The sequence below is a fragment of the Lutibacter sp. A80 genome (genome assembly GCF_022429645.1).
Lineage (GTDB): Bacteria > Bacteroidota > Bacteroidia > Flavobacteriales > Flavobacteriaceae > Lutibacter.
The window spans coordinates 1,583,132-1,607,933 of sequence record NZ_CP092480.1; the positions used below are offsets into that span (position 1 = coordinate 1,583,132).

Consider the following 24,802-nt stretch of genomic DNA (forward strand, 5'->3'; position numbering starts at 1 on the left):
TGAAAATAATTCAGCCCTGAATTTATTTTCTTTCGTTTTTCCCTCGACTACCGCTTAGGACATGTAACCAAATTTCTTTGGTTTTGAGAAATTAAACTTTAATTTCTACTTCAACTCCACTTGGAAGTTCTAATTTCATTAGAGCGTCAATAGTTTTTGATGATGAACTATAGATATCTAACAATCTTTTGTAAGAACTTAATTGGAATTGCTCACGTGATTTTTTATTAACGTGTGGTGAACGTAATACTGTAAAAATCTTTTTATGAGTTGGTAATGGAATTGGTCCATTTACAACTGCTCCAGTATTTTTTACCGTTTTTACAATTTTTTCAGCAGATTTATCTACTAAATTGTAATCGTACGATTTTAATTTTATTCTAATTTTTTGACTCATCGTTTATAATTTAGAGATTAACCCTTTGCTTTTGCTATTACTTCTTCTGAAATATTTGTAGGACAAGCTTCATAATGTGAAAATTCCATTGAAGATGATGCTCTACCAGAAGATAATGTTCTTAATGTTGTAACATATCCAAACATTTCAGATAATGGAACGTTAGCTTTTACAACTTTAGCTCCAGATCTATCTTCCATAGCATTAACTTGACCTCTTCTTCTATTTAAATCACCAACAATATCTCCCATATTTTCTTCTGGAGTTACTACAGCAATTTTCATAATAGGTTCTAATATTACAGATTTAGCAGCTTTTGCAGCAACTTTATATCCCATTTTAGCAGCTAATTCGAATGATAATTGATCTGAATCCACTGCGTGGAAAGAACCATCATATAAAGTAACTTTTAAGCTATCCATTTCATATCCAGCTAAAGGACCGTTTTTCATAGCTTCTTTAAATCCTTTTTCAACTGAAGGTATAAATTCTTTTGGAATGTTACCACCTTTAATTTCATTTATAAATATTAAACCTGTTTCCTCTTCACCAGCAGGTTCTAACGTAAATTTAATATCTGCGAATTTACCACGACCACCTGATTGTTTTTTATAAACTTCTCTATGATCAGCTTTCATTGTAACAGCCTCTTTATATTCTACTTGAGGTTGTCCTTCATTTACTTCTACTTTAAACTCACGTTTTAAACGATCAACAATAATTTCTAAGTGTAACTCACCCATACCAGAAATAATTGTTTGTCCAGAAGATTCATCAGTTTTAACTGTAAAAGTTGGATCTTCTTCAGCTAATTTACCTAATGCCATACCTAATTTATCAACATCTGCTTTTGTTTTAGGTTCAACAGCGATACCAATTACAGGATCTGGAAAATCCATTGATTCTAATACTATAGGTGCTTTTTCGGCACACATAGTATCTCCTGTTTTAATATCTTTAAACCCAACACCTGCTCCAATATCACCTGCTTCAATATAATCGATAGCATTTTGTTTATTAGAGTGCATTTGATAAATTCTAGAAATACGTTCTTTTTTACCAGAACGGCTATTTAATATATATGATCCTGCATCTAAACGTCCAGAATATGCTCTAAAGAAAGCTAAACGACCAACATAAGGATCTGTTGCAATTTTAAATGCTAAAGCTGCAAATGGCTCGTTTACGCTTGGTTTACGTAATTCTTCTAATTCTGTATCTGGATTAATACCTGTAACACCTTCTTTATCTATTGGTGAAGGTAAATATCTACATACAGCATCTAATAAGAATTGTACTCCTTTATTTTTAAATGATGATCCACAAACCATTGGTATAATAGACATATCCATAACAGCGGCACGTAATGCAGCGTGAATTTCGTCTTCAGTTATAGAATCTTCATCTTCCATATATTTTTCTAAAAGATTCTCATCATAAGCAGCAACTTCTTCAATTAGTTTACCACGTAATTCATGAGCTTCATCTTTTAACTCTTCAGGAATATCAACTACATCAAAAGTAGATCCCATAGTATGGTCGTGAAATATAATTGCACGGTTTTTTACTAAATCTACAATTCCTCTAAATTCGTCTTCATCTCCAATGTTAATTACAATAGGCACTGCATTAGAACCTAACATTTCTTTAACTTGCGTACAAACATTTAAAAAGTTAGCTCCTTGACGGTCCATTTTGTTAACAAAACCAATTCTTGGAACTTTATAGTTATCAGCTAATCTCCAGTTAGTTTCTGATTGTGGCTCAACACCATCAACTGCACTAAATAAGAAAACCAACCCATCTAACACACGTAATGAACGGTTTACTTCAACCGTAAAATCAACGTGGCCCGGAGTGTCAATTATATTAAAATGGTATCCTTTAGCATCTGCTGTTGGAACACCATTTTCTGTAGGAAACTGCCATTCACAAGTAGTAGCTGCAGAAGTAATTGTAATACCTCTTTCAGCTTCTTGCTCCATCCAGTCCATTGTTGAAGCACCATCATGTACTTCACCTATTTTATGGTTTACACCTGTATAAAAAAGAATACGCTCTGTTGTTGTTGTTTTACCAGCATCAATATGAGCCGCAATTCCAATATTTCTTGTATATTTTAAATCTCTTGCCATTGTCTATTTATTAAAATCTTAGGTGAGAGAATGCCTTATTAGCATCAGCCATTTTATGAACATCCATTCTTTTCTTAACAGCAGCACCTTCTTCTTTTGCAGCAGCTAACACTTCTGCAGCTAAACGCTGAGCCATTGACTTTTCATTTCTTTTTCTTGAATAAGAAATCAACCATTTGATAGCCATTGACACTTTACGGTCTGGTCTAATTTGCATTGGAATTTGAAATGTTGCACCACCTACACGACGGCTACGCACTTCTACTTGAGGCATTACATTACTCAAAGCATCTTTCCAAAGCTCTAATGATGTTTTCTCTTCGTCTTGTTTCTTTTGTTCTACGATATCTAAAGCATCGTAAAAAACTTTAAAAGCTACAGATTTTTTACCATCCCACATTAAGTTATTCACAAAACGTGTAACTAACTGATCGTTAAATTTTGGATCCGGTAAAAGAACTCTTTTTTTCGCCTTTCTTTTTCTCATGTCTTTACATTAAAGTTTTTAAATTACTTTTTAGGTGCTTTTGTACCATATTTAGAGCGACGTTGTGTTCTTCCATCAACACCTGCAGTATCTAATGCTCCACGCACTATATGATATCTAACTCCTGGTAAATCTTTAACCCTTCCACCTCTAACTAATACTATCGAGTGCTCTTGTAAATTATGTCCTTCTCCAGGAATGTAAGCATTTACTTCATTACCATTTGTTAACCTTACCCTTGCAACTTTACGCATTGCTGAATTTGGTTTTTTAGGTGTTGTAGTATAAACACGTGTACACACTCCTCTACGTTGAGGACATGAATTTAAAGCAGCCGATTTACTCTTCTTAGTTATTTTGGTTCTTCCTTTTCGTACTAATTGCGAAATTGTTGGCATACTAAAATCTTGTTATTAATTATTTTATAAACTCTTAGGTTATTTCTAAGAGTGCGCAAATGTACAAATAATTTCTTGTTAATCAAATATGTAAATATTTTATTTTTACAATTTGTTTTTCATCATATATATAATGTATCTTCACATTATAATTTTTATTAATTTGAAACCCGATTTAAAACTCCTTTTTTTTATAGTTTTTACAACTATTTATACTGTACAAATTAATGCTCAAAGTTTTGAGTTAAAAATCTACACAAAAAATAGTACGAACAATTATTTAACAGATTCCATAACTTATGGAACTAAACATCATAATAAAACATCTATTTATAACGAGATAGAAGCCGTCTCTAATTTACTTTCCGTAAAAGGATATATAAACAATAGCTATACCTTAAAAGAAAACGATACTATTGTAAACTGTTATTTTGTATTAAACAAAAGAATAAACACTTTAAGAATATACTATAATACTACAAACATTGATACTAAGCTACTAAAAGAAATTGCAACAAATTACAACAGTCTTTATTTTGAAACCACAACAGCAACAGTTCAAAACAAACTTAACTTAATAACAACGCATTATGAAAAACAAGGCTACTCCTTTATAAAAGCATCATTAAAAAACTTAAATTTAAAAAACAACATTATTGAAGCAGATTTAGATTTAAAAACCTCAATTAAAAGAACAATTAACGCTGTTATAATTAAAGGTTACAACAATTTCCCTAAAAAATATTTGAAACATTATTTAGAAATTAAAAATAATACGATCTTCAATAAGAATAAACTTCAAAAAACAGAAGAGCTACTTAATACGATACCTTTTATTACGCAATTAAAAAAACCAGAAGTTTTATTCACTAAAGATTCTACCAACTTATACCTATATATAAAGAAAAAAAACACAAACCAATTTGATGGTATCATTGGCTTTTCCAATTCAACAAATAATAAATTTACAATTAACGGCTACCTAAACCTTAACTTAACCAATATATTTAACAAAGGAGAGTATATTAACATTAATTGGAAAAATAATAGAGACGATAAAACCTCCTTATTTTTAAATTTAAACATACCTTATATATTAAGGAGTAAATTTAGCTTAGATGGAAGTTTTAATATTTACAGACAAGACAGCACCTACAACACTACAAATACAAAAATAGCTTTAGCATATAACTTAAATAAAGACCAATCATTGAGCGGTATTGTAAATTTTGAGAAATCGAATGTTTTAGACGCAACAGATTTAAACGGAATTGAACCATTTGATAAAAGATTGTTTGGACTATCTTACATCTACCAACCACAAAGCAATTTTTTAAAAAACAACTTATCCATAGAATTAAACTACTTAATTGGAAAAAGAAATACAAATTCAGCAAAAAGTAATCAATCTAAAGGACTAGCATCATTATCATACCAATGGAATCTAAATACTAAAAACAAAATTTTTATAAAAAACACAACTGAACTATTAAACACTTCTAATAATTTATTAGAAAATGAATTATTTCAAATTGGAGGCATAAACTCCATAAGAGGTTTTGAAGATCAAAGTATTTTAACACCAAAATACAATTTAACAAATTTAGAATATAAACTCTACACAAACACAACTAATTATTTATACTCTATTTCCGATCTAGGTTTTATTAAAAATGAACCAGACAACACTACAAATACTTTAATAGGAGTAGGTATTGGTTACAATTTTAAATCTAAAAATAACATAGTTAATTTAAGCTACGTATTTGGCAAAACCAACAACCAACCATTTAAGATTAATAACGCCAAAATACACATTAAGTTCTCTTATAATTTTTAAAATAGCTTTTCTACAATAAATCTGTCTAATCAAGTTACCCAGAACTAACAATTATTCACTCAAAACATAATTTCATTAATATTATTTCAAAGAATAATATTCAATATTAACATATGTTTAAGCTATTTTAACATGTTTTAAGAATTTAACAAGAGAAAATTAGGTTTATTAACAAATTATTAAGATTTTTGAGCTAATTAATTCAAATAATTATATAATGAAAACAAAGTTTAATGGTTTGTTAGTACTATTATTAGTGCTAACAGTGCAATTTTCATTTGCGCAAAAAAAAACTGTTACTGGAAATGTGTCTGATGCAAGCGGACCACTACCAGGAGTAACAGTTGTAGTTAAAGGTACCAACACAGGTACTCAAACAGATTTTGATGGAAATTATTCAATCAATGCGAAAGAAGGAGATTTCCTTAAGTTTAGCTACATTGGTATGAATACTGCTGAAAAATTAGTAGGCTCATCAAATCAAATTAATGTTATAATGACCGAATCTGCTCAAGCACTTGAGGAAGTTGTTGTAACAGCTCTTGGTATTCAAAGAGAAAAAAGAGAGGTAACTTACCAAACTCAAAAAGTCTCGGACGAAACACTGACAGCAGTTACCCCTACTAGAGCTGCCTCAGCACTAGCTGGTAAAGTAGCCGGATTACAAATCAATGTTCAAGATAATGGTGTAAATCCAAGTTCACAAATTATTTTACGTGGACTACGTTCTATTAGTGGAAACAACAGTGCTTTAATTGTTATTGACGGTTCTGTATCTACACAAGGTGCATTTGACGATTTAAACCCTCTTGATATTGAAAACATTAGTGTACTTAAAGGTGCTACTGCTGCTGCACTTTACGGTTCAAATGCTGGTAACGGAGCCTTAATTGTAACTACAAAAAAAGGTAGTTATGGAGACAAACTAAAAATAGGAATTAACACATCTTATACAGCTGAAACAGTTGCCTATATGCCAGAATTTCAATCTGAATATGGAACTGGATGGGAAGGCGCCTATGACAATGTTGAAAACACAAACTGGGGACCTCGATTTGACGGTACTTTACGCCAAATTGGACCAACATTCCCTGCAGATTATGGATTAGCTACACAAATGGTTCCTTATGCTCCTGTAAAAAATAATATGTTAGATTTTTTTGAAACTGGAGACACTTATAACAATACCATTTACTTAAGTGGTAGTGGTGACAACAGTTCTTTTTATGTATCTTTTGGTGATCAAAGATCTGACGGTATTGTACCAGACGATACTTATAAACGAAACACATTTAGAGTAAATGCAAGTAAGAAAATAGGAGATGTTACTTTAACTGCAAGTACAAGTTTCTTTACTGATGAAACAGATGTTGTTGGTAGTACTATTGGAGATCAAGACAGACCACTTTATTGGTTTATTTTAAATACTGCAACAAACATTCCTTTAACATCTTATAAAGATTGGGAAAACCCTTTATCATATGGTTATGCTGATAATTACTTTAACGCATATTACCAAAATCCATATTGGGCTATTGGAACAAACAGAGACACAGATGAAACAAATCGTTTTGTTGGTAATTTCAATATCTCTTGGGACATTAAGGAGTGGTTAAACTTCACTGCAAGAATTGCTGCAAATAATGCTTGGGGAAGTGGTAAAAACTGGAGAGCAGCACAAACTTATGATGCAGACCTACAACCAGCTGCTGGTGCAGTTTCTTCTTTTGTTACCGATAGCGAATTTCAAAGTTCTATATATAATGGAGATTTCTTATTTAGTGGTAATTTCGAATTTGGAGACAACTTTACATTAAAATCCATAGTTGGTGGTAACGTATACCAATCTAAATACAGAACCAGTGCAATTCAAGCTAACAATTTAAGTATTCCTGGTTTTTATGATATCTCAAACGGAACAGGAACTCCTGTAACTTCTGCTGACGGATACGAAAAAAGAAATTACGGTTTCTTTGCCGACTTAACTTTTGGATACAACAACTACTTATTCTTAAATTTAGCAGGTAGAAATGATTGGACTTCAACTCTTGCATCTGATAGCAACAGCTACTTCTACCCTTCTGTAGGTGTATCTTTTGTGTTTACAGACGCTATTGAAGCACTTCAAAATAATGATATTTTAAATTATGGTAAAATTACATACAGTAATTCAACTGTATTTTCAGATTTAGACCCATATAGAATTAATGAATCTTATTTCCAATCTGCTGGATTCCCTTATGGTAGTATTAATGGTTTTGAACTAACTAGTACTTCTATTGATGCTAATATTGCAAAAGAAAGAATTAACACAAACGAAATTGGTTTAAATTTAGGTTTTTTCAACAGTAGAGTATCTTTAGATGTTTCTTACTTTAATACTATTACTTCAGATTTAATAACCTTTACTACTCCTTCTGTAGCTTCTGCATCTAGTAGTTTTTTAACAAATATTGGAGAATTAGAAGGAAACGGTATTGAACTTTCTTTAAGCGGTACCGCAATAAGATCTAAAGATTTTAGCTGGGATTTAAGCGTAAACTATAGTAGTTCTGAAACTGTAGTAAACAGCATTAAACCAGGTTTAGATGAAGTTGCCGTATCTACTACTGGACAATATGGAATATATGCTGTTGTAGGTGAAGCGTTCCCTCAAATAAAAGCGAATGTATATCAATATGACCCTGACGGTAGAGTTATTGTAGATGCAACAAGTGGTCATCCTTTAGTTGAAACTGAACTTCAAAGCTTAGGTAAAACTACACCTGACTACATATTAGGTTTAAATTCTGTAATTAACTATAAAGGATTTACACTTAGTGGTACCATAGATTACAGAACTGGTCATGTTTACTATGAACAAGGATCTGATGCAATGGAATTTACAGGTAGATCTATTGCTAGTGTTTCTTCTAATAGAGAAGATTTTGTTATTCCTAATTCGGTAATAGAAACTAGTCCTGGAGTATACACAGAAAACACAAACATACAAGTATCCGGTGGACGCCAAAGCTACTGGACAGATGTTTATAATGATGTAAAATCTAACTATGTTAAAGATGCAACAGCATTAAAACTAAGAGAAATTGCTTTATCATACTCACTACCTGATGCTATTTTAGAAAAAATAAAATTAACTAGAGTTACTTTTGGGTTAATTGGAAGAAATATTTTCACCAAATTACCTGAAGAAAACAGATTCTCTGATCCAGAATTTAATAATACAAATAGTAATGCAATTGGTATTGGTGGTTATTTCCAATCACCTCCTACAAAATCTTTTGGATTTAATGTAAACGTGGAATTCTAAAAAAGACACTAAAATGAAAAAATATATAAAATATACAAAATTGTTAATAGTGATATTACTATTAACTTCGTGTGAGGATTTTTTGGATGTAAATGTTGATCCAAACAACCCAACAGTAGTAACCCCTGAACTTATACTTCCTGTTGCTCAAAAATACACAGCAAACCTTATTCAAGGTACTGATGATGGAGCAAGAAGAGTAAATACAATAGGAAATATGATGATGTATAACTGGAGCCAAGCAGATGGTTTTTCCTGGTACCCAGATGAATTTAAATACAATGTAACTTCATCTTTTTACACTGGTATCTTTTCTAATTCATATACACAATCATTAAAACAATATCAAATACTTACACAACTAGATGAACAATACGACAATTATAAAGCAATAGCTATGATAATGAAAGCGTATCATTTTCAATTACTAGTTGATTTTTATGGCGATATTCCTTATACAGAGGCTTTATTGAGAAAAGACAATGCAACACCTATTTACGATGATGCAGCATTTGTTTACAGTGATTTGTTAACACAATTAACTGCAGCCATAGAACTTATCAACAACTCCGGAAGTGCTGTAACTCCTGGAACTGACGATATTATATTTGGTGGAGAAATGTCTGATTGGATACGTTTTGCAAATACTATAAAACTAAGAATTGCAGTACGTGAATCAAATGCTACAGCTATTTCAGAAGCACTTGCACAAAGTGAAGGGTTTATTACAAGTGATGTTTTAGTAAACCCTGGATATTCTTTAGATGCAGGTAAACAAAATCCTTTCTGGAATTTATACGGTGCAGACGAATCAGAAACAGTAACTTTAACTAGCAAAGCAACTTGTGCCACAGACTTTATAATTACGTATTTACAAAATACTGGAGATCCTAGAATAGACTACATCTACGAAAAACCAGAAACTGGACATTTAGGTGTTGTGCAAGGATTATTAGATTACGATACTCCAGTAGTAGATGCTTATATACCAGAAAATGTTTCTAATATTGGGCCTGGCCTACTTAAAAGCGAAGCAATGGGTGCTTGTATTTTTACATTAGCAGAAAGCTACTTTAACCAAGCAGAAGCTATTTTAAGCCAAGGAGGAGATGCAAAATCTTTATACGAAAGTGGTATTGAAGCTTCTTTTGATTATTTAGGTGTTAGCGGTGCTTCAGGATATTATGCACAACCAGTTGCAAATGTAAGCTGGGATAATTCTAGCAATAAATTAGAAGCTATTATAACTCAAAAATGGTTAGCAACAAACGGTATTACTGCAGAACAATCTTGGTTCGACTATAACAGAACTGGGTACCCTTCTAATTTACCAATTTCTAGTCAAGCAAGTACAAGCGACAGACCTGTTCGTTTATATTATCCTGCAAGTGAATTATCTTCAAATGGAGGAAATGTACCTTCTCAACCAGATGCATTTACTGCTAAGATTTTTTGGGCAAATTAATTTTTTAAAACATAGAATATTATGAAAAAAATAAAATATATATTAATCTTTATGATAAGCTTTTCGTTTTTAACGTCTTGCTTTGATGATGAAACAGGCCTTGAACTAAATGATGAAGGTAATAACGTAGCTGGCTTTACAAATACAAGTGAAAATGTATCTAAAATAGCAAGTGGCGAAGAGTACCTAATTGATTTAAAAATGAAAATTTCTGGTCCAACAACTCTTGACTTAACAAGTGATATAACCGTAACTTTTGCCGCTGCTGAAGGTTCAACTGCAATAGAAGGTGTACACTATAGAATTGATAACGCAACAACAACCTTAACAAAGGCAAATAATTACTTAGGGTATGCACAAATAGTGATGTTAACTGATGGAATTCAAGCACCTTTAGATGGTCCAAGTCCTATTTTAAATTTAATGGCAACTACAACAAATGGTGAAAATAAAGTTGTAGCTAGTGGTAAAGCAGTAACTGTTACTTTAAATTACGCATGTGATTCTAATTTAGATGGAACATACACTGAAACACAAGAATATTATAGATTAGGTGCTTTCCAAAGTTCAAGCACTAGAACTGTTACTTTTACAAAAACAGGAGTAGGAGAATACCGTACTTCTGAAGTTGGACACTGGACTCAAGCAGACCTTGGATATACTCCAGGGTTTACATTTTATGATGTATGTGGTACCATTAGTATTCCTGGACAAAACTTAGTTGACACATATAGTAACTGGGTACAAGGTGTCTCTGGTGCATCATCAGTAGATCCAATTACAGGTAATATATATATGGAATATACTATAGTTGTACCACCTGAAACTACAGATAGGATATATTACGTAACCTATGTTAAACAATAGTTTAATAATTAAAATAAAATAAAATGAAAAAATATACAATATATAATATATTGGGGTTATTGTTAGTTTTATCTGCATTCACTTCTTGTGAATTTGAAACAGCTGAACAAGATCCTAGCGACATTGCAAGTCCTTACGACAAACCAACTGTAACAATTACAAGCGATGCAACTGGAGTAGTTAATGAAGGCGAAACTGTTACCTACACAATTACATTTGACAAACCAATTGAGCGATCTGTTACATTTACCCCAATAGTTGGAGGTACAGCAGATGACCATGACTATAGTTTAGAGTCTGTTACTTTACAGCCTTATACAACATCTATAGATATGCCAATTGAAGTTTTTGAAGATTATGAAATTGAAGGTCAAGAAAGCCTATCAATTCAAATTGAAATTTCAGGAATTGCAGAAAAGTACTTAGTACATCCAGACACTGTAATTGAACCAATCGAATTACAAATAAATGACTTTATTGAGACTAATAAATTAGTTATTAATTTTGCTTGGGACACTGCAGATGATTTTGACATTTTAACGTATAGCGATACATCAGTATACCCAGAAACTTTATGGGGTACTGGTGGAGCTACAGGTGATAATCCTGAAATTGATACTTCTATTTGGTTAGATGACCCATCAGGGACATACTATGTAACAATTTTAGATTGGGGAACAGGAATTGATTGGGACTATACTTTTACCTTAGGTTATCCTGATGGTAGCGTAGAAACTATAACAGGTACTTTCGACGGAACAAATTACCCTTATACCAGTTTTATAGGACCTGAAAGTTGGGGTTTTCCAAACGCTTATAAAATACTTAAAGTTGAAAATAATGGTGCTAGCTTTGTAGTAACTAAACTTTAGTAAAAAAATTAATAAAAGAAAAGACTTTCCAAATGGAAAGTCTTTTTTTTTATAAGCATAATTGCTGTAAAAAAATTTAATTAAACATAACAATCACAATAATTTATTTAAAATATTAATATTCTTAATTTTAAAATAATTAAATTTGAGAATCAAAATCACCATCTTATGAAAAATCTTAAAAACATTTCTTTATTTATTTTAATATTCATAGCACTTCCAATTTACGCACAAGAAAACTGTAAAGTTTTAAAAAAAGATATAAATACCGAGTACAAAGGTGAGTGCTCTAAAGGCTTAGCACATGGTACAGGTATTGCAAAAGGTTTAAACACTTATGAAGGACAATTTAAAAAAGGACTCCCTAATGGAAAAGGAACTATAACTTACGCAAATGGAAGTACTTACTCTGGAGAGTGGAAAAAAGGTGAAAGAAACGGAGAAGGAAAATTTACTATAAACATTAATGGTAAAGATTCTATTGCTGATGGTATTTGGAAAAAAGATGTATTTGTTGGCAAAAAGAAAGTGAAAGAATACGATGTAATTAAAAAAATTGGAGTTTCAAGATATATGATACGAAAGCTTAACGATAAAGGAAATCAAGTTACAGTTAGAGTAAAAAATAACGGCATGTATGTTGCAACAACAAATAACATTAATGGCTCAAGCGGTAATTTAGTTTTTAGCCAAGGTAGAGCTATTTTTGAAAATATAAATACATATCCTTTTAATTGCGATATGAATTATGAAACACAAAGTAAAATGGGAACAACATCCTATAATGTTGAGTTTCGTTTTAAAATTTTAGCCAAAGGAGAGTGGTTAGTTGAGCTTTATCACTAAAAAATCTAGCTAAAAACATCAAAATGATTGAAAAATTGGAGATAAATTAAGTATTATTTGACTTAATAATAAAGTTAATTTAATATTTCTTTAATTTTTATACACATAAATTATAAAAATAATTCAATCAACATGTATTTATTAAAAAACAACAAACTTACTTAGAAATAATTTAAAAACAGTTAGTTACAAAAACTGTTAGCTCTTGCAATTTAGAAATAATCTAAATATATCAATGTATTTTAACAAAATTCAAAGCAACCTTATTGAGAATTTTACATCTAAATATTGATAAAACCCCATATATTATAGAAAAAACTGCCTTAAACTAAAAATTTTATTATATTTGAGGCCTTTAAAATTTAATCTAAACAATTATACAATGAAAACAAAGTTTAATGGAATTTTAACGCTTTTATTAGCGCTTCTTGTACAAATATCATTTGCACAAGAAAAAACAATTTCAGGTACTGTTTCTGACGAGACAGGTCCATTACCTGGAGTAAATGTAATTATTAAAGGTACAGCCAATGGTACCCAAACAGATTTTGATGGTAAATTCAATTTAAAAGCTTCAGCAGGAGATGTTCTTGTTTTTAGTTATGTTGGAATGACAACTATAGAAAAAACAGTTGGTTCATCAAGTACTATGAATGTAACTATGACTGGTTCTAACCTTTTAGAAGAAGTAGTAGTAGTTGCTTACGGTTCACAAACTAAAAAATCTATAGTTGGTGCCGTAACAGTTGTTGACTCAGATGTAATAGAGAAACAACAAGTTACTTCAGTAACTTCTGCATTACAAGGAAGTGTACCTGGGGTTAACATTATTAGTTCAGGTGGACAACCTGGAGACAATGCTACTATTAGAATACGTGGTATTGGATCTATTAATGCTTCACAAGATCCTTTAATTGTAGTTGATGGTGCCGCTTTTAATGGTAACTTAAACACAATTAGTCCTGATCAAATTGAATCATTAAACGTATTAAAAGATGCGTCTTCTACTGCCCTTTATGGTTCTAGAGGTTCTAATGGAGTTATTTTAATTACTACTAAAAAAGGAAAATTAAGTTCTCCTACAAAAATTAGCATAAAATCTTCTGTAGGTATTGCTGATCAAGCTGTAGACTACCATGATTTAGTAAGTGCTGATGAGTATGCTACTTATACTTGGGAAGCATTAAAAAATGCATCTCAATATGTAGATGGTAATACTTCTGCAGATGCTGCTACTTATGCAACTAATAATTTAATTGCTGAATTTGGAGGTTACAACCCTTGGGGAATTGCTAATCCAGTTGACACAAATGGAAACTTAGTTTCTTCTACAAAAAAATGGGAAACTGATTGGGCAGATTACTTATTTAATGATGCTGCTGTAAGACAAGAACATGCATTATCTATTTCTGGTGGTAGTGAAAGCACTTCTTACTATGTTGGTGCAAACTACTTAAACCAAGAAGGTTCTATTGAAACTTCAGAATTTGAACGTATTTCTACAAGAGTAAATTTAGATACAAAAGTTAACGACTGGTTAAACGTTGGATTTAATACTTCTTATTCAACTTCAACTCAAAATTACCCAGAACAATCTGGTAGTGCTTATCAAAGTGCTACAGCTTGGATTTTTGCGGTACCTTCAATTTACCCTTTAAATAGAAGAGATGCAAATGGTGATTTAGTTTTAGATAATTTTGGAAATACAATTTACGATTACGGTAATACTTTATTACAAGCTACAAATGGATCTAGACCTGCTTTAAGTGGTGAAAATGCTGTTGGAGCCTTATATAAATACAAAGTACAATACAAACGTGACAACTTTACAGCAAATGGTTATGCTAAAGTTGATATTACAGATGATTTATACTTTAAAACAAACTTATCATACGAAAAGTATTTATACGATTCTTATGAATATGCACATAATGAATTTGGGTATGCTGCTAATGTTGGTGGTAGAGTTTCACAAGATAGAGATATAACATCTACTATTAACTGGATTAATCAATTAAACTATACTAAGTCTTTTGATGACCACAATTTTTCTATTGATGCAATTCATGAATCTTATAAATTAAAAATTGATGCATTAGGTGCTCAAGGTACAGGTTACTTACCAAATGTAACAGTTTTAAATGGTAGTACAACACCTGAAAGTGTTAGTGGTTACCTATCAGAAGAACGCTTAGAAAGTGTTTTAGGTAGAATTGCTTATAATTACCAAGATAAATATTATTTAGAAGGTACATTTAGAACAGATGGATCTTCAAGATTTGATGAGTCAGTACGTTGGGGTAATTTCTTCTCTGTTGGTGGTTCTTGGGTAGTATCTGATGAAGAATTTTTGGCTAATAGTGATGTTATTAGTTTCTTAAAATTAAAAGCTTCATATGGTGAATTAGGTAACAATAGAGGAATAGGTTATTTCCCTTATAAACAATTATTTGACACTGGTTGGAATCAATTAGATAATACTGGTGTATTATTAGGTGGTGTAGCTGATCCATTTTTAAAATGGGAAAAAACAGCATCTTCAAACTTTGGAGCAGACATTAGATTTTTACAAGATAGATTTTCTTTAGGTGTAGATTATTACTCTAAAAAATCTGTAGATTTAATATACGATAAACCTTTATCTCCTTCAACAGGAAACTCTAGTATTACTACCAATGTTGGTTCTGTAAAAAACTATGGATGGGAATTCTCAATTAGCTCTCGTAATATTCAAAAACAAAATGTTGAATGGACTACTAATTTGAATTTCTCTTTTGATAAAAATGAAATTAGTGAATTAACTCAAGATGGATTTATTAATGGAACAAAACGTTGGGAAGTTGGTAAATCTTTATATGAATTCTATATTAGAGAATACGCAGGTGTAAATCCAGATAACGGTAAAGCTATGTGGTATCAAGATGTTTTAGATGCTAACGGAGATCCTACTGGAGAACAAGTTACTACAGAAGTTTATGCTGATGCTTCAAGAAACTATACTGGAAAATCGTCTTTACCAGATGTAATTGGAGGTCTAACAAACTATGTAAGAGTAGGAGACTTTGACTTAAACCTATTATTTAACTTTAGTATGGGATCTTATGTATACGATTCCACATATGCTGGTTTAATGTCTGGTTTTGAATCTGTAGGCTCAGCTTCTCCAGATGTTGCTGACCGTTGGCAAAATCCTGGAGATATCACTGATATTCCAAGATTAGAAGCTGCTTCAAACGACTATAACTCTACATCTGATAGATTCTTATTTAAAAATGATTATTTAAGATTAAAAGCACTTAACTTTGGTTATAACGTACCTACCGACGTTATAAATACTATTGGTTTATCTAAGTTAAGAGTATTTTTCCAAGGAGATAATTTATTAACTTTTGCAAGCCACGAAGGTATTGATCCTGAACAAAGTGTTTCTGGTACAACTGATAACAGATCTTTCAATCAAAGAATTGTTTCGTTTGGTTTAAATTTAGAATTTTAAAAAAAAAATAAATCATGAAAAAAATATTTATAAAATTAACAATTGTATGTCTTATTGCAGTAACTGCTGTTAGTTGTGGAAAAGACTACTTAAACGACCCTGCACCAACAGATGCTGTAACATCTGATGTTATTTTTGGGTCAAGAACTGGGGCTGAAGCATTTATGTCTGGTATACTTAGATTATTTAGAGCTCAATACACAGATAATGATTCTGCAGGTTTAAACTCTATTTATTATGCACGTACCGTAAAAGGAAATGATGTAATTCAAGGACCAACTTGGTTTCTTTATGACTACGAAAATGCTAATAGAGAACCAACATACAGAAGAACTACATTTACTTGGAACTTTTGTTTTGATATGATTAATCAAACAAATTCTTTTATTAATGGAGTTCAAGCTAGTGAATTATCAGATATTGATAAAGCTGAATTAATTGGACAAGGTAAAGCAATAAGAGCTTTTTATTACTTTCAATTGGCAATGGAGTTTCAACATACTTACAGTTACGACTCTTCATTACCAGCTCCTCCTATTTACACTGAGTTGTCTTTAGATGGAAAACCAATGAGTACATTACAAGAAATGTATGACTTAATAATTTCTGATTTAACAACAGCAATAGAAGAATTACCAGATACTAGATTAGGAAAATCTTATATTAATAAAGCTGTTGCAAACGGAATACTAGCAAGAGTTTACCAAACTACAGGTAACTGGAGTGGTGCAGAAGCAGCTGCAAGAGCTGCTTATGGTGGTGACCCTGCAAGTGTTTTAAATGCTTCATCTTACCAAAACGGGTTTAATGATATCAGTAATGTAGAATGGATTTGGGGAATGCCTCAAAGTGATGACCAATCTAATTACTATTGGGGAGCTCCACACTCACATGCAGATCATTATGTATTATCTTATCAAGGAACGTACTTTAACAATGATTTTGTAAGTTTATTCTCAAATACAGATGTTAGAAATATGTTTGAAAATGGTTATGGAGTTGAAGAATCTAGTTACCAACACAATATAACTACTAAATTTGCTTTTACCTTTGATGCAGATCACCCTATTATTAGATCAGCTGAAATGATTTTAGTTGAAGCTGAAGCTAAATACTATAATGGAGATGAAACTGGAGCTCACAATTTATTATGGGCACTTCAATCTAATAGAGATGCAAATGCAGTTAAATCTTCAAATACTGGATCAGATTTATTAGAAGAAATCCTAGTTGAAAGAAGAAAAGAACTATATGCTGAAATTGGTGTAGAATGGTTTGATGCAAAACGTTACAGAAGAGGTATTACAAGAACTGGAAACCATAGAGTTGGATCTTCAGCAAACTTATTACCTGATGACAAAAAATTCTTCTTAAAAATACCTCAAGAAGAAATTGATGCAAATGAAAATATTGACGCTAGCGTAAATGCAGACAGATAATATTTTTAAATAAATATATTTTAAAACCACCTCAATTGAGGTGGTTTTTTTATTAAAAATATGCCTACATTTGCAACATGGAAAACGAAGTTTCAAAAATATTTGGTATTAGAGCTGTTATAGAAGCAATTAATTCTGGAAAAACAATAAGCAAAATTTACCTTCAAAAAGGATTAAGCGGAGCCTTATCTTCAGAATTAAATACGCTTATAAAAAAACATAATATTGCTACAAGCTATGTACCCATTGAAAAATTAAATAGATTTTCTAAAAACAGTAATCATCAAGGTGTTGCTGCTCAAATATCTCCAATAGATTTTGTAGATCTGGAAACTTTAATAACTACAACTTTAGAAAAATCTTCTACTCCTCTATTTTTATTATTAGATCAAATATCTGATGTACGAAATTTTGGTGCCATAATTAGAACTGCTGAATGTACTGGAGTAAATGGTATAATAATTCAAAAACAAGGAAACGCTCCTGTTAGTGCCGATACTGTAAAGACTTCGGCTGGTGCTGCTTTTAAAATGCCTATTTGTAAAGTTGACCATATTAAAGATGCCGTTTTTCAATTACAAGCAGAAGCTATTCAAATTGTTGCTGCTACAGAAAAAACAGATAATTTAATTTATGCTGTTGATCTAAAATTACCAACTGCAATAATAATGGGCTCGGAAGATAGAGGTATTAACCCTTCTATTTTAAAAATAGTAGATCAAAAAGCTAAATTACCTCTTTTAGGAGAAATTCAATCATTAAATGTTTCTGTTGCTTGTGGCGCATTTTTATATGAAGCTACGCGACAAAGATTATAGTTTAATAACTAAGAAATTTTACTGTTTAATTTCAACTATTTATTGTTCTCTTTTGTAATTTTATATTCATAATTCACCGTTAATTTTTCCTCAGTTACAGGTTCTTCTTCTGGTGGATTATAATTACCGTGTTCATCAAATAAATTTTCAAAATCTTTATTTTCCGTAAATTGAAATTTTTCTGGTTGTGGACCTTGCTTCCTAAAAAAGTAAGAAAAAATAAGTCCCACTAAAAAACCTGATAGATGTCCTTCCCAAGATATTCTTTCTTCTGTAGGAAAAATATACCAAACCATACTTCCATATAAAAAAACTACAATTAAAGACAAAGCTGTTAACCTATAATATTTTCTAAAAATTCCACTAAAAAATATAAAACTAACTAATAAATACACAACACCACTCGCACCAATATGATAAGAAGGACGTGCAAAAGACCAGGTTAAAATCCCTGTAAATAATAAACCTAGAATAAGCACCTTATTAGCAATTTTTCTATAGAAATAATATAAACTAACCAGCATAACCAGTAAAGGGATAGAATTATTAAATAAATGTTTTGTACTACTATGAATAAAAGGTGAAAACAAAATACCTTTTAACCCACCTAAAGTTTGTGGATAAATACCATACTTGTTAAAATTATATCCAAATTTTATTTCAATAAAATAGATAAACCACAACAAAAAAATGATTGAAACAGGAAATACAACTACTCCCCTTTTATATTTAAAATTCTGTTGCTCCATAACTTATAAATAACAAATATAAGTCCATAATAATTTAATCTGTAATATTGTCAGTAATTAATAGATAATAGTGTAATGGCTAAATTAAAGCATTAATTTTGTTAACCTTCATCTTTATAAATTTAGTTATCTTAATTATTAATTTTAGTGCATCTATTTTAGAATATCAATAAATAACAAACTTAGTTTCAAATTCGAAATTCTTAATTAAAAAATGCAACATAATTAGTATTTTTACAAAATGAATGAACCATTAGCTGAACGCATACGCCCAAAAACTTTAGATGACTATATTAGTCAGCAACATTTGGTTGGTAAAAACGGTGCTTTAACGCAACATATTAAAAGAGGTATTATACCTTCATTAATTTTATGGGGACCTCCAGGTATTGGAAAAACTACCTTGGCAAATATTATTGCAAAAGAATCTAAAAGGCCTTTTTATACATTAAGCGCCATAAGTTCTGGAGTAAAAGATGTAAGAGATGTAATTACCAAAACAAAACAAAGCGGCGGATTATTTACAGACAAAAATCCAATTTTATTTATTGATGAAATCCATAGGTTTAGTAAATCTCAACAAGATTCTTTATTAGGTGCTGTAGAAAAAGGTTGGGTTACTTTAATTGGTGCAACTACTGAAAACCCTAGTTTTGAGGTAATTCCCGCACTACTTTCGCGTTGTCAAGTTTATATTTTAAATTCTTTTAGTAAAAAAGATTTAGAAGAATTATTAGAACGTGCTTTACAAACTGATAAATTTATTTCAGAAAAAGATATAAAAATAAAGGAAACAGAAGCTTTATTGAGAGTTTCTGGTGGTGATGCCAGAAAACTACTAAATATTTTTGAGCTAGTAGCAAATTCTGAAGACGAACCTATTGAAATTACGAATGATATGGTGCTTTCAAAAATTCAGAAAAACACGGTATTATACGATAAAACTGGGGAACAACACTACGATATTATTTCAGCCTTTATTAAATCTATTAGAGGAAGTGATCCAAATGGTGCTGTTTATTGGCTTGCTAGAATGATTGAAGGTGGCGAAGATGCTAAATTTATTGCTAGAAGATTGCTAATTTTAGCAAGTGAAGATATTGGAAACGCCAACCCTACTGCATTAATTATGGCAAATAACACATTTCAGGCTGTAAATACTATTGGATTTCCAGAATCACGAATTATATTAAGTCAGTGTGCAGTTTACCTAGCTAGTTCACCTAAAAGCAATGCCAGTTATGAGGCCATAGGAAAGGCTCAGGCTTTAGTTAAAGAAACAGGCGACTTATCTGTACCATTACATTTAAGAAACGCTCCTACCAAGTTAATGAAAGAATTAGATTATGGTAAAGCGTACAAATATTCGCATAATTATGAAAATAATTTTGCTGAACAAGAATTTTTACCTGACGAGCTAAAAAACACAACATTATTTGAACCCGGAAATAATCCAAGAGAAAATAACCTCCGCGCATTTTTAAAAACTCGATGGAAGGATAAATATGGATATTAGTTAATGGTTTTAGTTGTTAGGCAACAATCTAAATACAATTAACCTAGATATAACATCTAAATATTTTCAATTTTACACCCACACAGATTAGAACCTTAAACTTAACCGTTTCTAACTTTATGTAACTTTGAACCTTTGCCCTTTTAAACTAAATACGTTTATACACTTTTTTACCTTTAGCCGTATCTACATTTAAATTTCCATTAGTAGTTACTTCAACCAATTGTGGCTGTTTAAATGCACGCCATTTTATAATATAAATATTTGATTTTGACGTTTTATAAATTGTTGCAAACTCAACATTTTCATCGCCTCCAATAACAGTAAATTCATTGTTGTTTTTAGCAATACGCGTTTCTCCCCAAGTATCAAATAAATAAGTTCCTTCAATTGATTTAGCGGTTACACTATTTTGTGTTTCTACTTCTAAATTAGATTTTGCATTAATTTCTTTATTAACTATTACTGTTTTTTCAGCTTTTACTTCTTCAACAATTTTTGGTTTAGTTACTTTTTCCAAGTTTTCTTTAACTTCAACTTTTTCAACTTCATCTACAGCAATAGCTTCACTTGTATTAGTTTCTTTAACAGAAGTACTACCTGAATAGCTATAATTTAACGCTTCAATATCTTCAAAAGCTTCTCTAATTGTAACTTGGTATGCTTTTTTATAATCTTTTATTTTAGACTTAACTTGCTGTGTTGAAAAAATGGTATTGTTATAACAATCTACTAAATCTATATTTAATTTTGTACTAAACATTCCCGATTCGTTATTAATTATCCCCTTTAAAGCCATACATCCGTTATTAGCTAATTCTTCAGGAAATTTATCTGTTGAAAAATATGCAGTAAAACCAGCTCTTTCAAATAAAAATTTAGTTAAAGAATTAATTTGATAACTATCTTCACTTTTTTGAAATTCGTACTGTTTTGGAATAATTATATACTTATAATCATTAATACTTTTTTGAGCAAAAGCAAACGTGCTACTTAAAATTAATAAGAAAGCTACTAAACTAGATTTATTCATAATATATTTTTAAAGATATTTTTTTATTTCGCTTAACAAATTTACAGATTTAATATTTTCTGAAACAGGTTCTTTATTAAAATTACAAAATATAACATCTAAGCCTACATTTTTGGCACCCATAATATCTGCTTCCCAATTATCGCCAATCATCATAGATTCACCAGATGTTGCATTTGCCTTACTTAAAGCAAAATTAAAAATTTGTGGGTTCGGTTTTTTTACACCAGCATTTTCGGATGTTATTACTTGATTAAAATACTTATCTAATCCAGAATTTTTTAATTTTTTAGATTGTACTTCATTAAAACCATTTGTAATAATATGCATTTGATAGTTAGGTTTTAAATACTCTAAAAGTTCGTGAGTACCTTCAAAAAGCTGATTATTATCTGGTAAATACTCTATATAATCTTCGGCCAAATTGTCTATTAAGTTACTAGTAGCTTTAAACTTTATTATTTGAAAAGTATCTTTTAATCTACCAACTCTTAACTCTTCTTTAGTAACCTGCTCATTTCTATACAATTTCCAATATTTTTGATTAATGCCTCTGTAATAATTTAGAAATTTTTCTAAATCTACTTTAACATTATGTTTTTCAAAAATTGTATTAAATGTTATATCAGAATTTGTTTCAAAATCCCAAAGCGTGTGATCTAAGTCAAAAAATATGTGGTTTATTTTCATTTGATAAAAATATGAATATAATACAGACCTTAAAAACTATTTTAACCATTATATTTGTTAAAATTATGTTATTGAATAAAAAACTACATATTCTATTTTTAAGTGGATGGTATCCTTCTAGAATATCGCCGCAAAATGGTGATTTTATTCAAAGACATGCAGAAGCAGTGGCAACAAAACATAAAGTTACACTAATTTACGTAGTTACAGATGAAAATATAAAAAGTAAAGAACAAACTACTAACCTTATAAATAATGTGTTAACTAAAGTTATTTACCTTCCTAAAGCTTCTAATAGAATTTCAAAATTCTTTTCTTTTTTATATACTTATTTAAAAGAAATCAACTCAATTGAAGATTTTGACTTAACACATCTTAATATTACTTTTCCTAAAGGAATTATAGCATTGTATTTAAAATGGTTTAAAAACAAACCTTATATTATTTCTGAGCATTGGAGCGGATATCAATCACCCTTAAACAAGTCAATTGGAATTCTACAAAAATTAACTACCAAAATAATAATTAGGTATGCTAAGTATGTATGCCCTGTCTCACAAAACCTAACAAATTCAATGATTAAATTTGGTTTAAAAGGCAATTATTATAATATTCCAAATGTTGTAGATACCACAATTTTTAATACTTCTAAAAAGAAAACAAAGCAATTTATTATTACTCATATTTCAGGCATGGATGATAAAATTAAAAATATAACTGGTATTTTAAATACAATTAAAAAACTTGAAAATTACATTCCTAATATGAAATTTAATTTAATTGGTAATAATTCTAACAATTATAAAAATCAAATTAAAAATTTAGATATTAAAAATATTTATATTAAAGAACAAATACCTCATAAAAAAGTTGCTGAAATTTTAAAAGAATCTAATGTTTCTATATTATTTAGCAATTATGAAAACCTACCTTGTGTAATAATTGAATCATTCTCCTGTGGAGTTCCTGTTGTATCGACAAATGTTGGAGGTATATCCGAATTTTTCCCAAAAGAGTTTGGATATTTAATACAACCTAAAGATGAAATTGCTTTAGAAAAAGCAATTCTAAATATTTATCAAAAAAAATTAATTTCAAATAAAAATGAAATGCATAAATATGCTGATGAAAATTTTGGAATTAATAAAATCTGTAAATCATATTCTAATTTATATTATAAAACGTTAAAGAGCTCAAGTTGTTAAGTTTTATCTCAAATTTTTTAAATAGATCTGGAAGTTATGTTTTTATTGCAACAGTAATTTCTAGACTACTTTCTTTTCTTGCTTCGTGGATTGCCTTACAATTAATACCTAGTAAAGAATTAGGGGCGGTAATATATGCTTTTCAAATAATTTCATTTATCATTCCTATGGCAGGAATGGGGCTAAATCAAGGTTTATTAAGATATGGAGCACAATTAAAACTTAATAAAGAAAAAAACAAATTATTTATTTATACACTAAAATATGGAATTTTAGTTAGTATTATATTAATTGGACTTTTAATTGTAGGTTCTTTTTTAATTGATTTCAAATTAGAAAACACAAGATTTTATCTTATTCTTTTAACAACTGCAATTACAGCTCATTTTGTTTTCGGATTAATAAAAATTCAATTTAGATTATATAAAAACAATAAATTATTCTCATTTATCGAGGTTACTTATAATCTGCTATTGGTATTTTTTGTTACTCTTTTAAGCTACTATTTTAATGAATTTGGATATGCTATTTCTTTAATAATTACCCCTATAATAACTTGTTTGTATTTTCTAAGTAAAATCAATATAAAATGGAATGAAAAGGTGAATCTTAAAATTATTAATTTTTCATTCTGGAAATATGGTTTTTTTGCTAGTCTTTCAAACGTAACAACTCAACTTCTTTTTGCTATTGATATTTTATTGATTGGAAGTATTTTAAATAATTTAGAATTAGTAACAGCTTACAAATACATTTCATTAATTCCTTTTAGTTTCTTGTTTTTATCACAAGTAGTAATAACAACAGATTTTGTGAATTTTACTGAAAAAATATATAAAAAAGAATATATAAGAAAATACATTCTAAATTATTTAAAATTGTTTATTCTTATTAGTTTCACCTGCTTTGGTTTTATTTACATATTTGCACATTATATTCTGTTATTTTTCAATAAAGAATATATTCAATTTGAATCAACATTATTAACACTAACTTTTGGTGTTACTGGTATTTTAATTTTACGTGGAATTTTTGGAAATTTATTATCCTCTATTGGAAAAGCAAGTGCTAATTTTATAATTACATCAATAGCTTTGTTAATTAACATTTTATTGAATTATATACTTATTCCAAAGTATGGAATATTAGGAGCAGCAATAACTTCAGCAATATTAATGTGGTTTACAGGCATTTTATCTATGCTATTCTTTTTATACTATTATAAATCAAAAAGTTGAA

The 24,802-nt window shown here is 30.0% G+C and carries 19 protein-coding genes; 12 read left to right on the forward strand and 7 right to left on the reverse strand.

Annotation, left to right across the window (positions count from 1 at the left end; translation table 11 throughout):
- Positions 1 to 91 precede the first annotated feature (91 nt).
- Genes rpsJ through rpsL form a run of 4 tightly spaced genes read right to left on the reverse strand, consistent with a single transcriptional unit; the run spans position 92 to position 3,417 of the window.
- Positions 92 to 397: a 30S ribosomal protein S10 gene (gene rpsJ / locus MHL31_RS06925; protein ID WP_070237956.1), complete on the reverse strand. Its 306-nt coding sequence runs from the start codon at positions 395 to 397 to the stop codon at positions 92 to 94.
- Between the two features lie 17 nt (positions 398 to 414).
- Complete coding sequence (fusA, locus tag MHL31_RS06930; protein ID WP_240228380.1) at positions 415 to 2,532, reverse strand: elongation factor G; 2,118 nt, start codon at positions 2,530 to 2,532, stop codon at positions 415 to 417.
- A gap of 10 nt (positions 2,533 to 2,542) precedes the next feature.
- Positions 2,543 to 3,019, reverse strand: a complete 477-nt coding sequence (rpsG, locus tag MHL31_RS06935; RefSeq protein WP_134248795.1) for a 30S ribosomal protein S7 — start codon at positions 3,017 to 3,019, stop codon at positions 2,543 to 2,545.
- Between the two features lie 23 nt (positions 3,020 to 3,042).
- Positions 3,043 to 3,417 (reverse strand): 30S ribosomal protein S12, encoded by a 375-nt coding sequence (gene rpsL, locus MHL31_RS06940; RefSeq protein WP_068206887.1) that lies wholly within the window; start codon positions 3,415 to 3,417, stop codon positions 3,043 to 3,045.
- Positions 3,418 to 3,580: 163 nt separating this feature from the next.
- On the opposite strand from rpsL, the gene MHL31_RS06945 reads away from it, so the two are divergent.
- The 9 genes from MHL31_RS06945 to rlmB all read left to right on the forward strand — a co-directional run bounded on the left by MHL31_RS06945 (position 3,581) and on the right by rlmB (position 18,370).
- Positions 3,581 to 5,257 carry a POTRA domain-containing protein gene (locus MHL31_RS06945; RefSeq protein ID WP_240228382.1) on the forward strand — a complete coding sequence of 559 codons (1,677 nt, stop codon included), beginning with the start codon at positions 3,581 to 3,583 and terminating at the stop codon, positions 5,255 to 5,257.
- 217 nt (positions 5,258 to 5,474) lie between these two features.
- Positions 5,475 to 8,567: a SusC/RagA family TonB-linked outer membrane protein gene (locus tag MHL31_RS06950; RefSeq protein ID WP_240228384.1), complete on the forward strand. Its 3,093-nt coding sequence runs from the start codon at positions 5,475 to 5,477 to the stop codon at positions 8,565 to 8,567.
- Positions 8,568 to 8,580: 13 nt separating this feature from the next.
- Positions 8,581 to 10,032: a SusD/RagB family nutrient-binding outer membrane lipoprotein gene (locus MHL31_RS06955; RefSeq protein WP_240228385.1), complete on the forward strand. Its 1,452-nt coding sequence runs from the start codon at positions 8,581 to 8,583 to the stop codon at positions 10,030 to 10,032.
- Between the two features lie 21 nt (positions 10,033 to 10,053).
- Entirely contained in the window at positions 10,054 to 10,899 is an 846-nt protein-coding gene (locus tag MHL31_RS06960; RefSeq protein WP_240228387.1) for a hypothetical protein, read from the forward strand.
- A 23-nt stretch (positions 10,900 to 10,922) separates the two neighbouring features.
- Positions 10,923 to 11,771 carry a hypothetical protein gene (locus tag MHL31_RS06965; protein ID WP_240228388.1) on the forward strand — a complete coding sequence of 283 codons (849 nt, stop codon included), beginning with the start codon at positions 10,923 to 10,925 and terminating at the stop codon, positions 11,769 to 11,771.
- A gap of 168 nt (positions 11,772 to 11,939) precedes the next feature.
- Positions 11,940 to 12,617, forward strand: coding sequence for a hypothetical protein (locus MHL31_RS06970; protein WP_240228390.1), 678 nt, complete (start codon positions 11,940 to 11,942; stop codon positions 12,615 to 12,617).
- A 382-nt stretch (positions 12,618 to 12,999) separates the two neighbouring features.
- The gene (locus MHL31_RS06975; protein WP_240228392.1) at positions 13,000 to 16,113 is read left to right on the forward strand and encodes a TonB-dependent receptor; all 3,114 of its coding nucleotides are present in this window, start codon (positions 13,000 to 13,002) and stop codon (positions 16,111 to 16,113) included.
- A 14-nt stretch (positions 16,114 to 16,127) separates the two neighbouring features.
- Positions 16,128 to 17,552, forward strand: a complete 1,425-nt coding sequence (locus tag MHL31_RS06980) for a RagB/SusD family nutrient uptake outer membrane protein (RefSeq protein ID WP_240228394.1) — start codon at positions 16,128 to 16,130, stop codon at positions 17,550 to 17,552.
- 77 nt (positions 17,553 to 17,629) lie between these two features.
- Positions 17,630 to 18,370 carry a 23S rRNA (guanosine(2251)-2'-O)-methyltransferase RlmB gene (rlmB, locus tag MHL31_RS06985; RefSeq protein ID WP_240228395.1) on the forward strand — a complete coding sequence of 247 codons (741 nt, stop codon included), beginning with the start codon at positions 17,630 to 17,632 and terminating at the stop codon, positions 18,368 to 18,370.
- A gap of 35 nt (positions 18,371 to 18,405) precedes the next feature.
- Here rlmB and MHL31_RS06990 read toward each other — a convergent pair whose 3' ends face one another.
- Positions 18,406 to 19,119, reverse strand: coding sequence for a rhomboid family intramembrane serine protease (locus MHL31_RS06990; protein WP_240228397.1), 714 nt, complete (start codon positions 19,117 to 19,119; stop codon positions 18,406 to 18,408).
- Positions 19,120 to 19,360: 241 nt separating this feature from the next.
- On the opposite strand from MHL31_RS06990, the gene MHL31_RS06995 reads away from it, so the two are divergent.
- Positions 19,361 to 20,635, forward strand: a complete 1,275-nt coding sequence (locus tag MHL31_RS06995; protein WP_240228399.1) for a replication-associated recombination protein A — start codon at positions 19,361 to 19,363, stop codon at positions 20,633 to 20,635.
- A 148-nt stretch (positions 20,636 to 20,783) separates the two neighbouring features.
- Here the strand turns inward: MHL31_RS06995 and MHL31_RS07000 are convergent, their stop codons facing one another.
- Together MHL31_RS07000 and MHL31_RS07005 are read right to left on the reverse strand one after the other, a co-directional pair.
- On the reverse strand, positions 20,784 to 21,668 hold the full coding sequence (locus MHL31_RS07000) for a hypothetical protein (RefSeq protein WP_240228401.1): 885 nt from the start codon (positions 21,666 to 21,668) through the stop codon (positions 20,784 to 20,786).
- Positions 21,669 to 21,677: 9 nt separating this feature from the next.
- Positions 21,678 to 22,358 carry a YjjG family noncanonical pyrimidine nucleotidase gene (locus MHL31_RS07005; RefSeq protein ID WP_240228403.1) on the reverse strand — a complete coding sequence of 227 codons (681 nt, stop codon included), beginning with the start codon at positions 22,356 to 22,358 and terminating at the stop codon, positions 21,678 to 21,680.
- Between the two features lie 71 nt (positions 22,359 to 22,429).
- On the opposite strand from MHL31_RS07005, the gene MHL31_RS07010 reads away from it, so the two are divergent.
- Complete coding sequence (locus tag MHL31_RS07010; protein WP_240228405.1) at positions 22,430 to 23,563, forward strand: glycosyltransferase family 4 protein; 1,134 nt, start codon at positions 22,430 to 22,432, stop codon at positions 23,561 to 23,563.
- The gene (locus MHL31_RS07015) at positions 23,557 to 24,801 is read left to right on the forward strand and encodes a polysaccharide biosynthesis C-terminal domain-containing protein (protein WP_240228407.1); all 1,245 of its coding nucleotides are present in this window, start codon (positions 23,557 to 23,559) and stop codon (positions 24,799 to 24,801) included. The genes MHL31_RS07010 and MHL31_RS07015 overlap by 7 nt, the downstream gene beginning before the upstream one ends.
- Position 24,802 lies beyond the last annotated feature (1 nt).

What these genes read in the sequence shown, in the direction of transcription:
- MHL31_RS06960 (WP_240228387.1), top strand. Translation starts at nt 10,054, where the DNA reads ATGAAAAAAATAAAATATATATTAATCTTTATGATAAGCTTTTCGTTT.
- fusA (WP_240228380.1), bottom strand. Translation starts at nt 2,532, where the DNA reads ATGGCAAGAGATTTAAAATATACAAGAAATATTGGAATTGCGGCTCAT.
- MHL31_RS06995 (WP_240228399.1), top strand. Translation starts at nt 19,361, where the DNA reads ATGAATGAACCATTAGCTGAACGCATACGCCCAAAAACTTTAGATGAC.
- MHL31_RS06970 (WP_240228390.1), top strand. Translation starts at nt 11,940, where the DNA reads ATGAAAAATCTTAAAAACATTTCTTTATTTATTTTAATATTCATAGCA.
- MHL31_RS07000 (WP_240228401.1), bottom strand. Translation starts at nt 21,668, where the DNA reads ATGAATAAATCTAGTTTAGTAGCTTTCTTATTAATTTTAAGTAGCACG.
- MHL31_RS06955 (WP_240228385.1), top strand. Translation starts at nt 8,581, where the DNA reads ATGAAAAAATATATAAAATATACAAAATTGTTAATAGTGATATTACTA.
- MHL31_RS06965 (WP_240228388.1), top strand. Translation starts at nt 10,923, where the DNA reads ATGAAAAAATATACAATATATAATATATTGGGGTTATTGTTAGTTTTA.
- rpsL (WP_068206887.1), bottom strand. Translation starts at nt 3,417, where the DNA reads ATGCCAACAATTTCGCAATTAGTACGAAAAGGAAGAACCAAAATAACT.
- rpsG (WP_134248795.1), bottom strand. Translation starts at nt 3,019, where the DNA reads ATGAGAAAAAGAAAGGCGAAAAAAAGAGTTCTTTTACCGGATCCAAAA.
- MHL31_RS06950 (WP_240228384.1), top strand. Translation starts at nt 5,475, where the DNA reads ATGAAAACAAAGTTTAATGGTTTGTTAGTACTATTATTAGTGCTAACA.
- MHL31_RS06990 (WP_240228397.1), bottom strand. Translation starts at nt 19,119, where the DNA reads ATGGAGCAACAGAATTTTAAATATAAAAGGGGAGTAGTTGTATTTCCT.
- MHL31_RS07005 (WP_240228403.1), bottom strand. Translation starts at nt 22,358, where the DNA reads ATGAAAATAAACCACATATTTTTTGACTTAGATCACACGCTTTGGGAT.
- MHL31_RS06975 (WP_240228392.1), top strand. Translation starts at nt 13,000, where the DNA reads ATGAAAACAAAGTTTAATGGAATTTTAACGCTTTTATTAGCGCTTCTT.
- rpsJ (WP_070237956.1), bottom strand. Translation starts at nt 397, where the DNA reads ATGAGTCAAAAAATTAGAATAAAATTAAAATCGTACGATTACAATTTA.
- MHL31_RS06980 (WP_240228394.1), top strand. Translation starts at nt 16,128, where the DNA reads ATGAAAAAAATATTTATAAAATTAACAATTGTATGTCTTATTGCAGTA.
- rlmB (WP_240228395.1), top strand. Translation starts at nt 17,630, where the DNA reads ATGGAAAACGAAGTTTCAAAAATATTTGGTATTAGAGCTGTTATAGAA.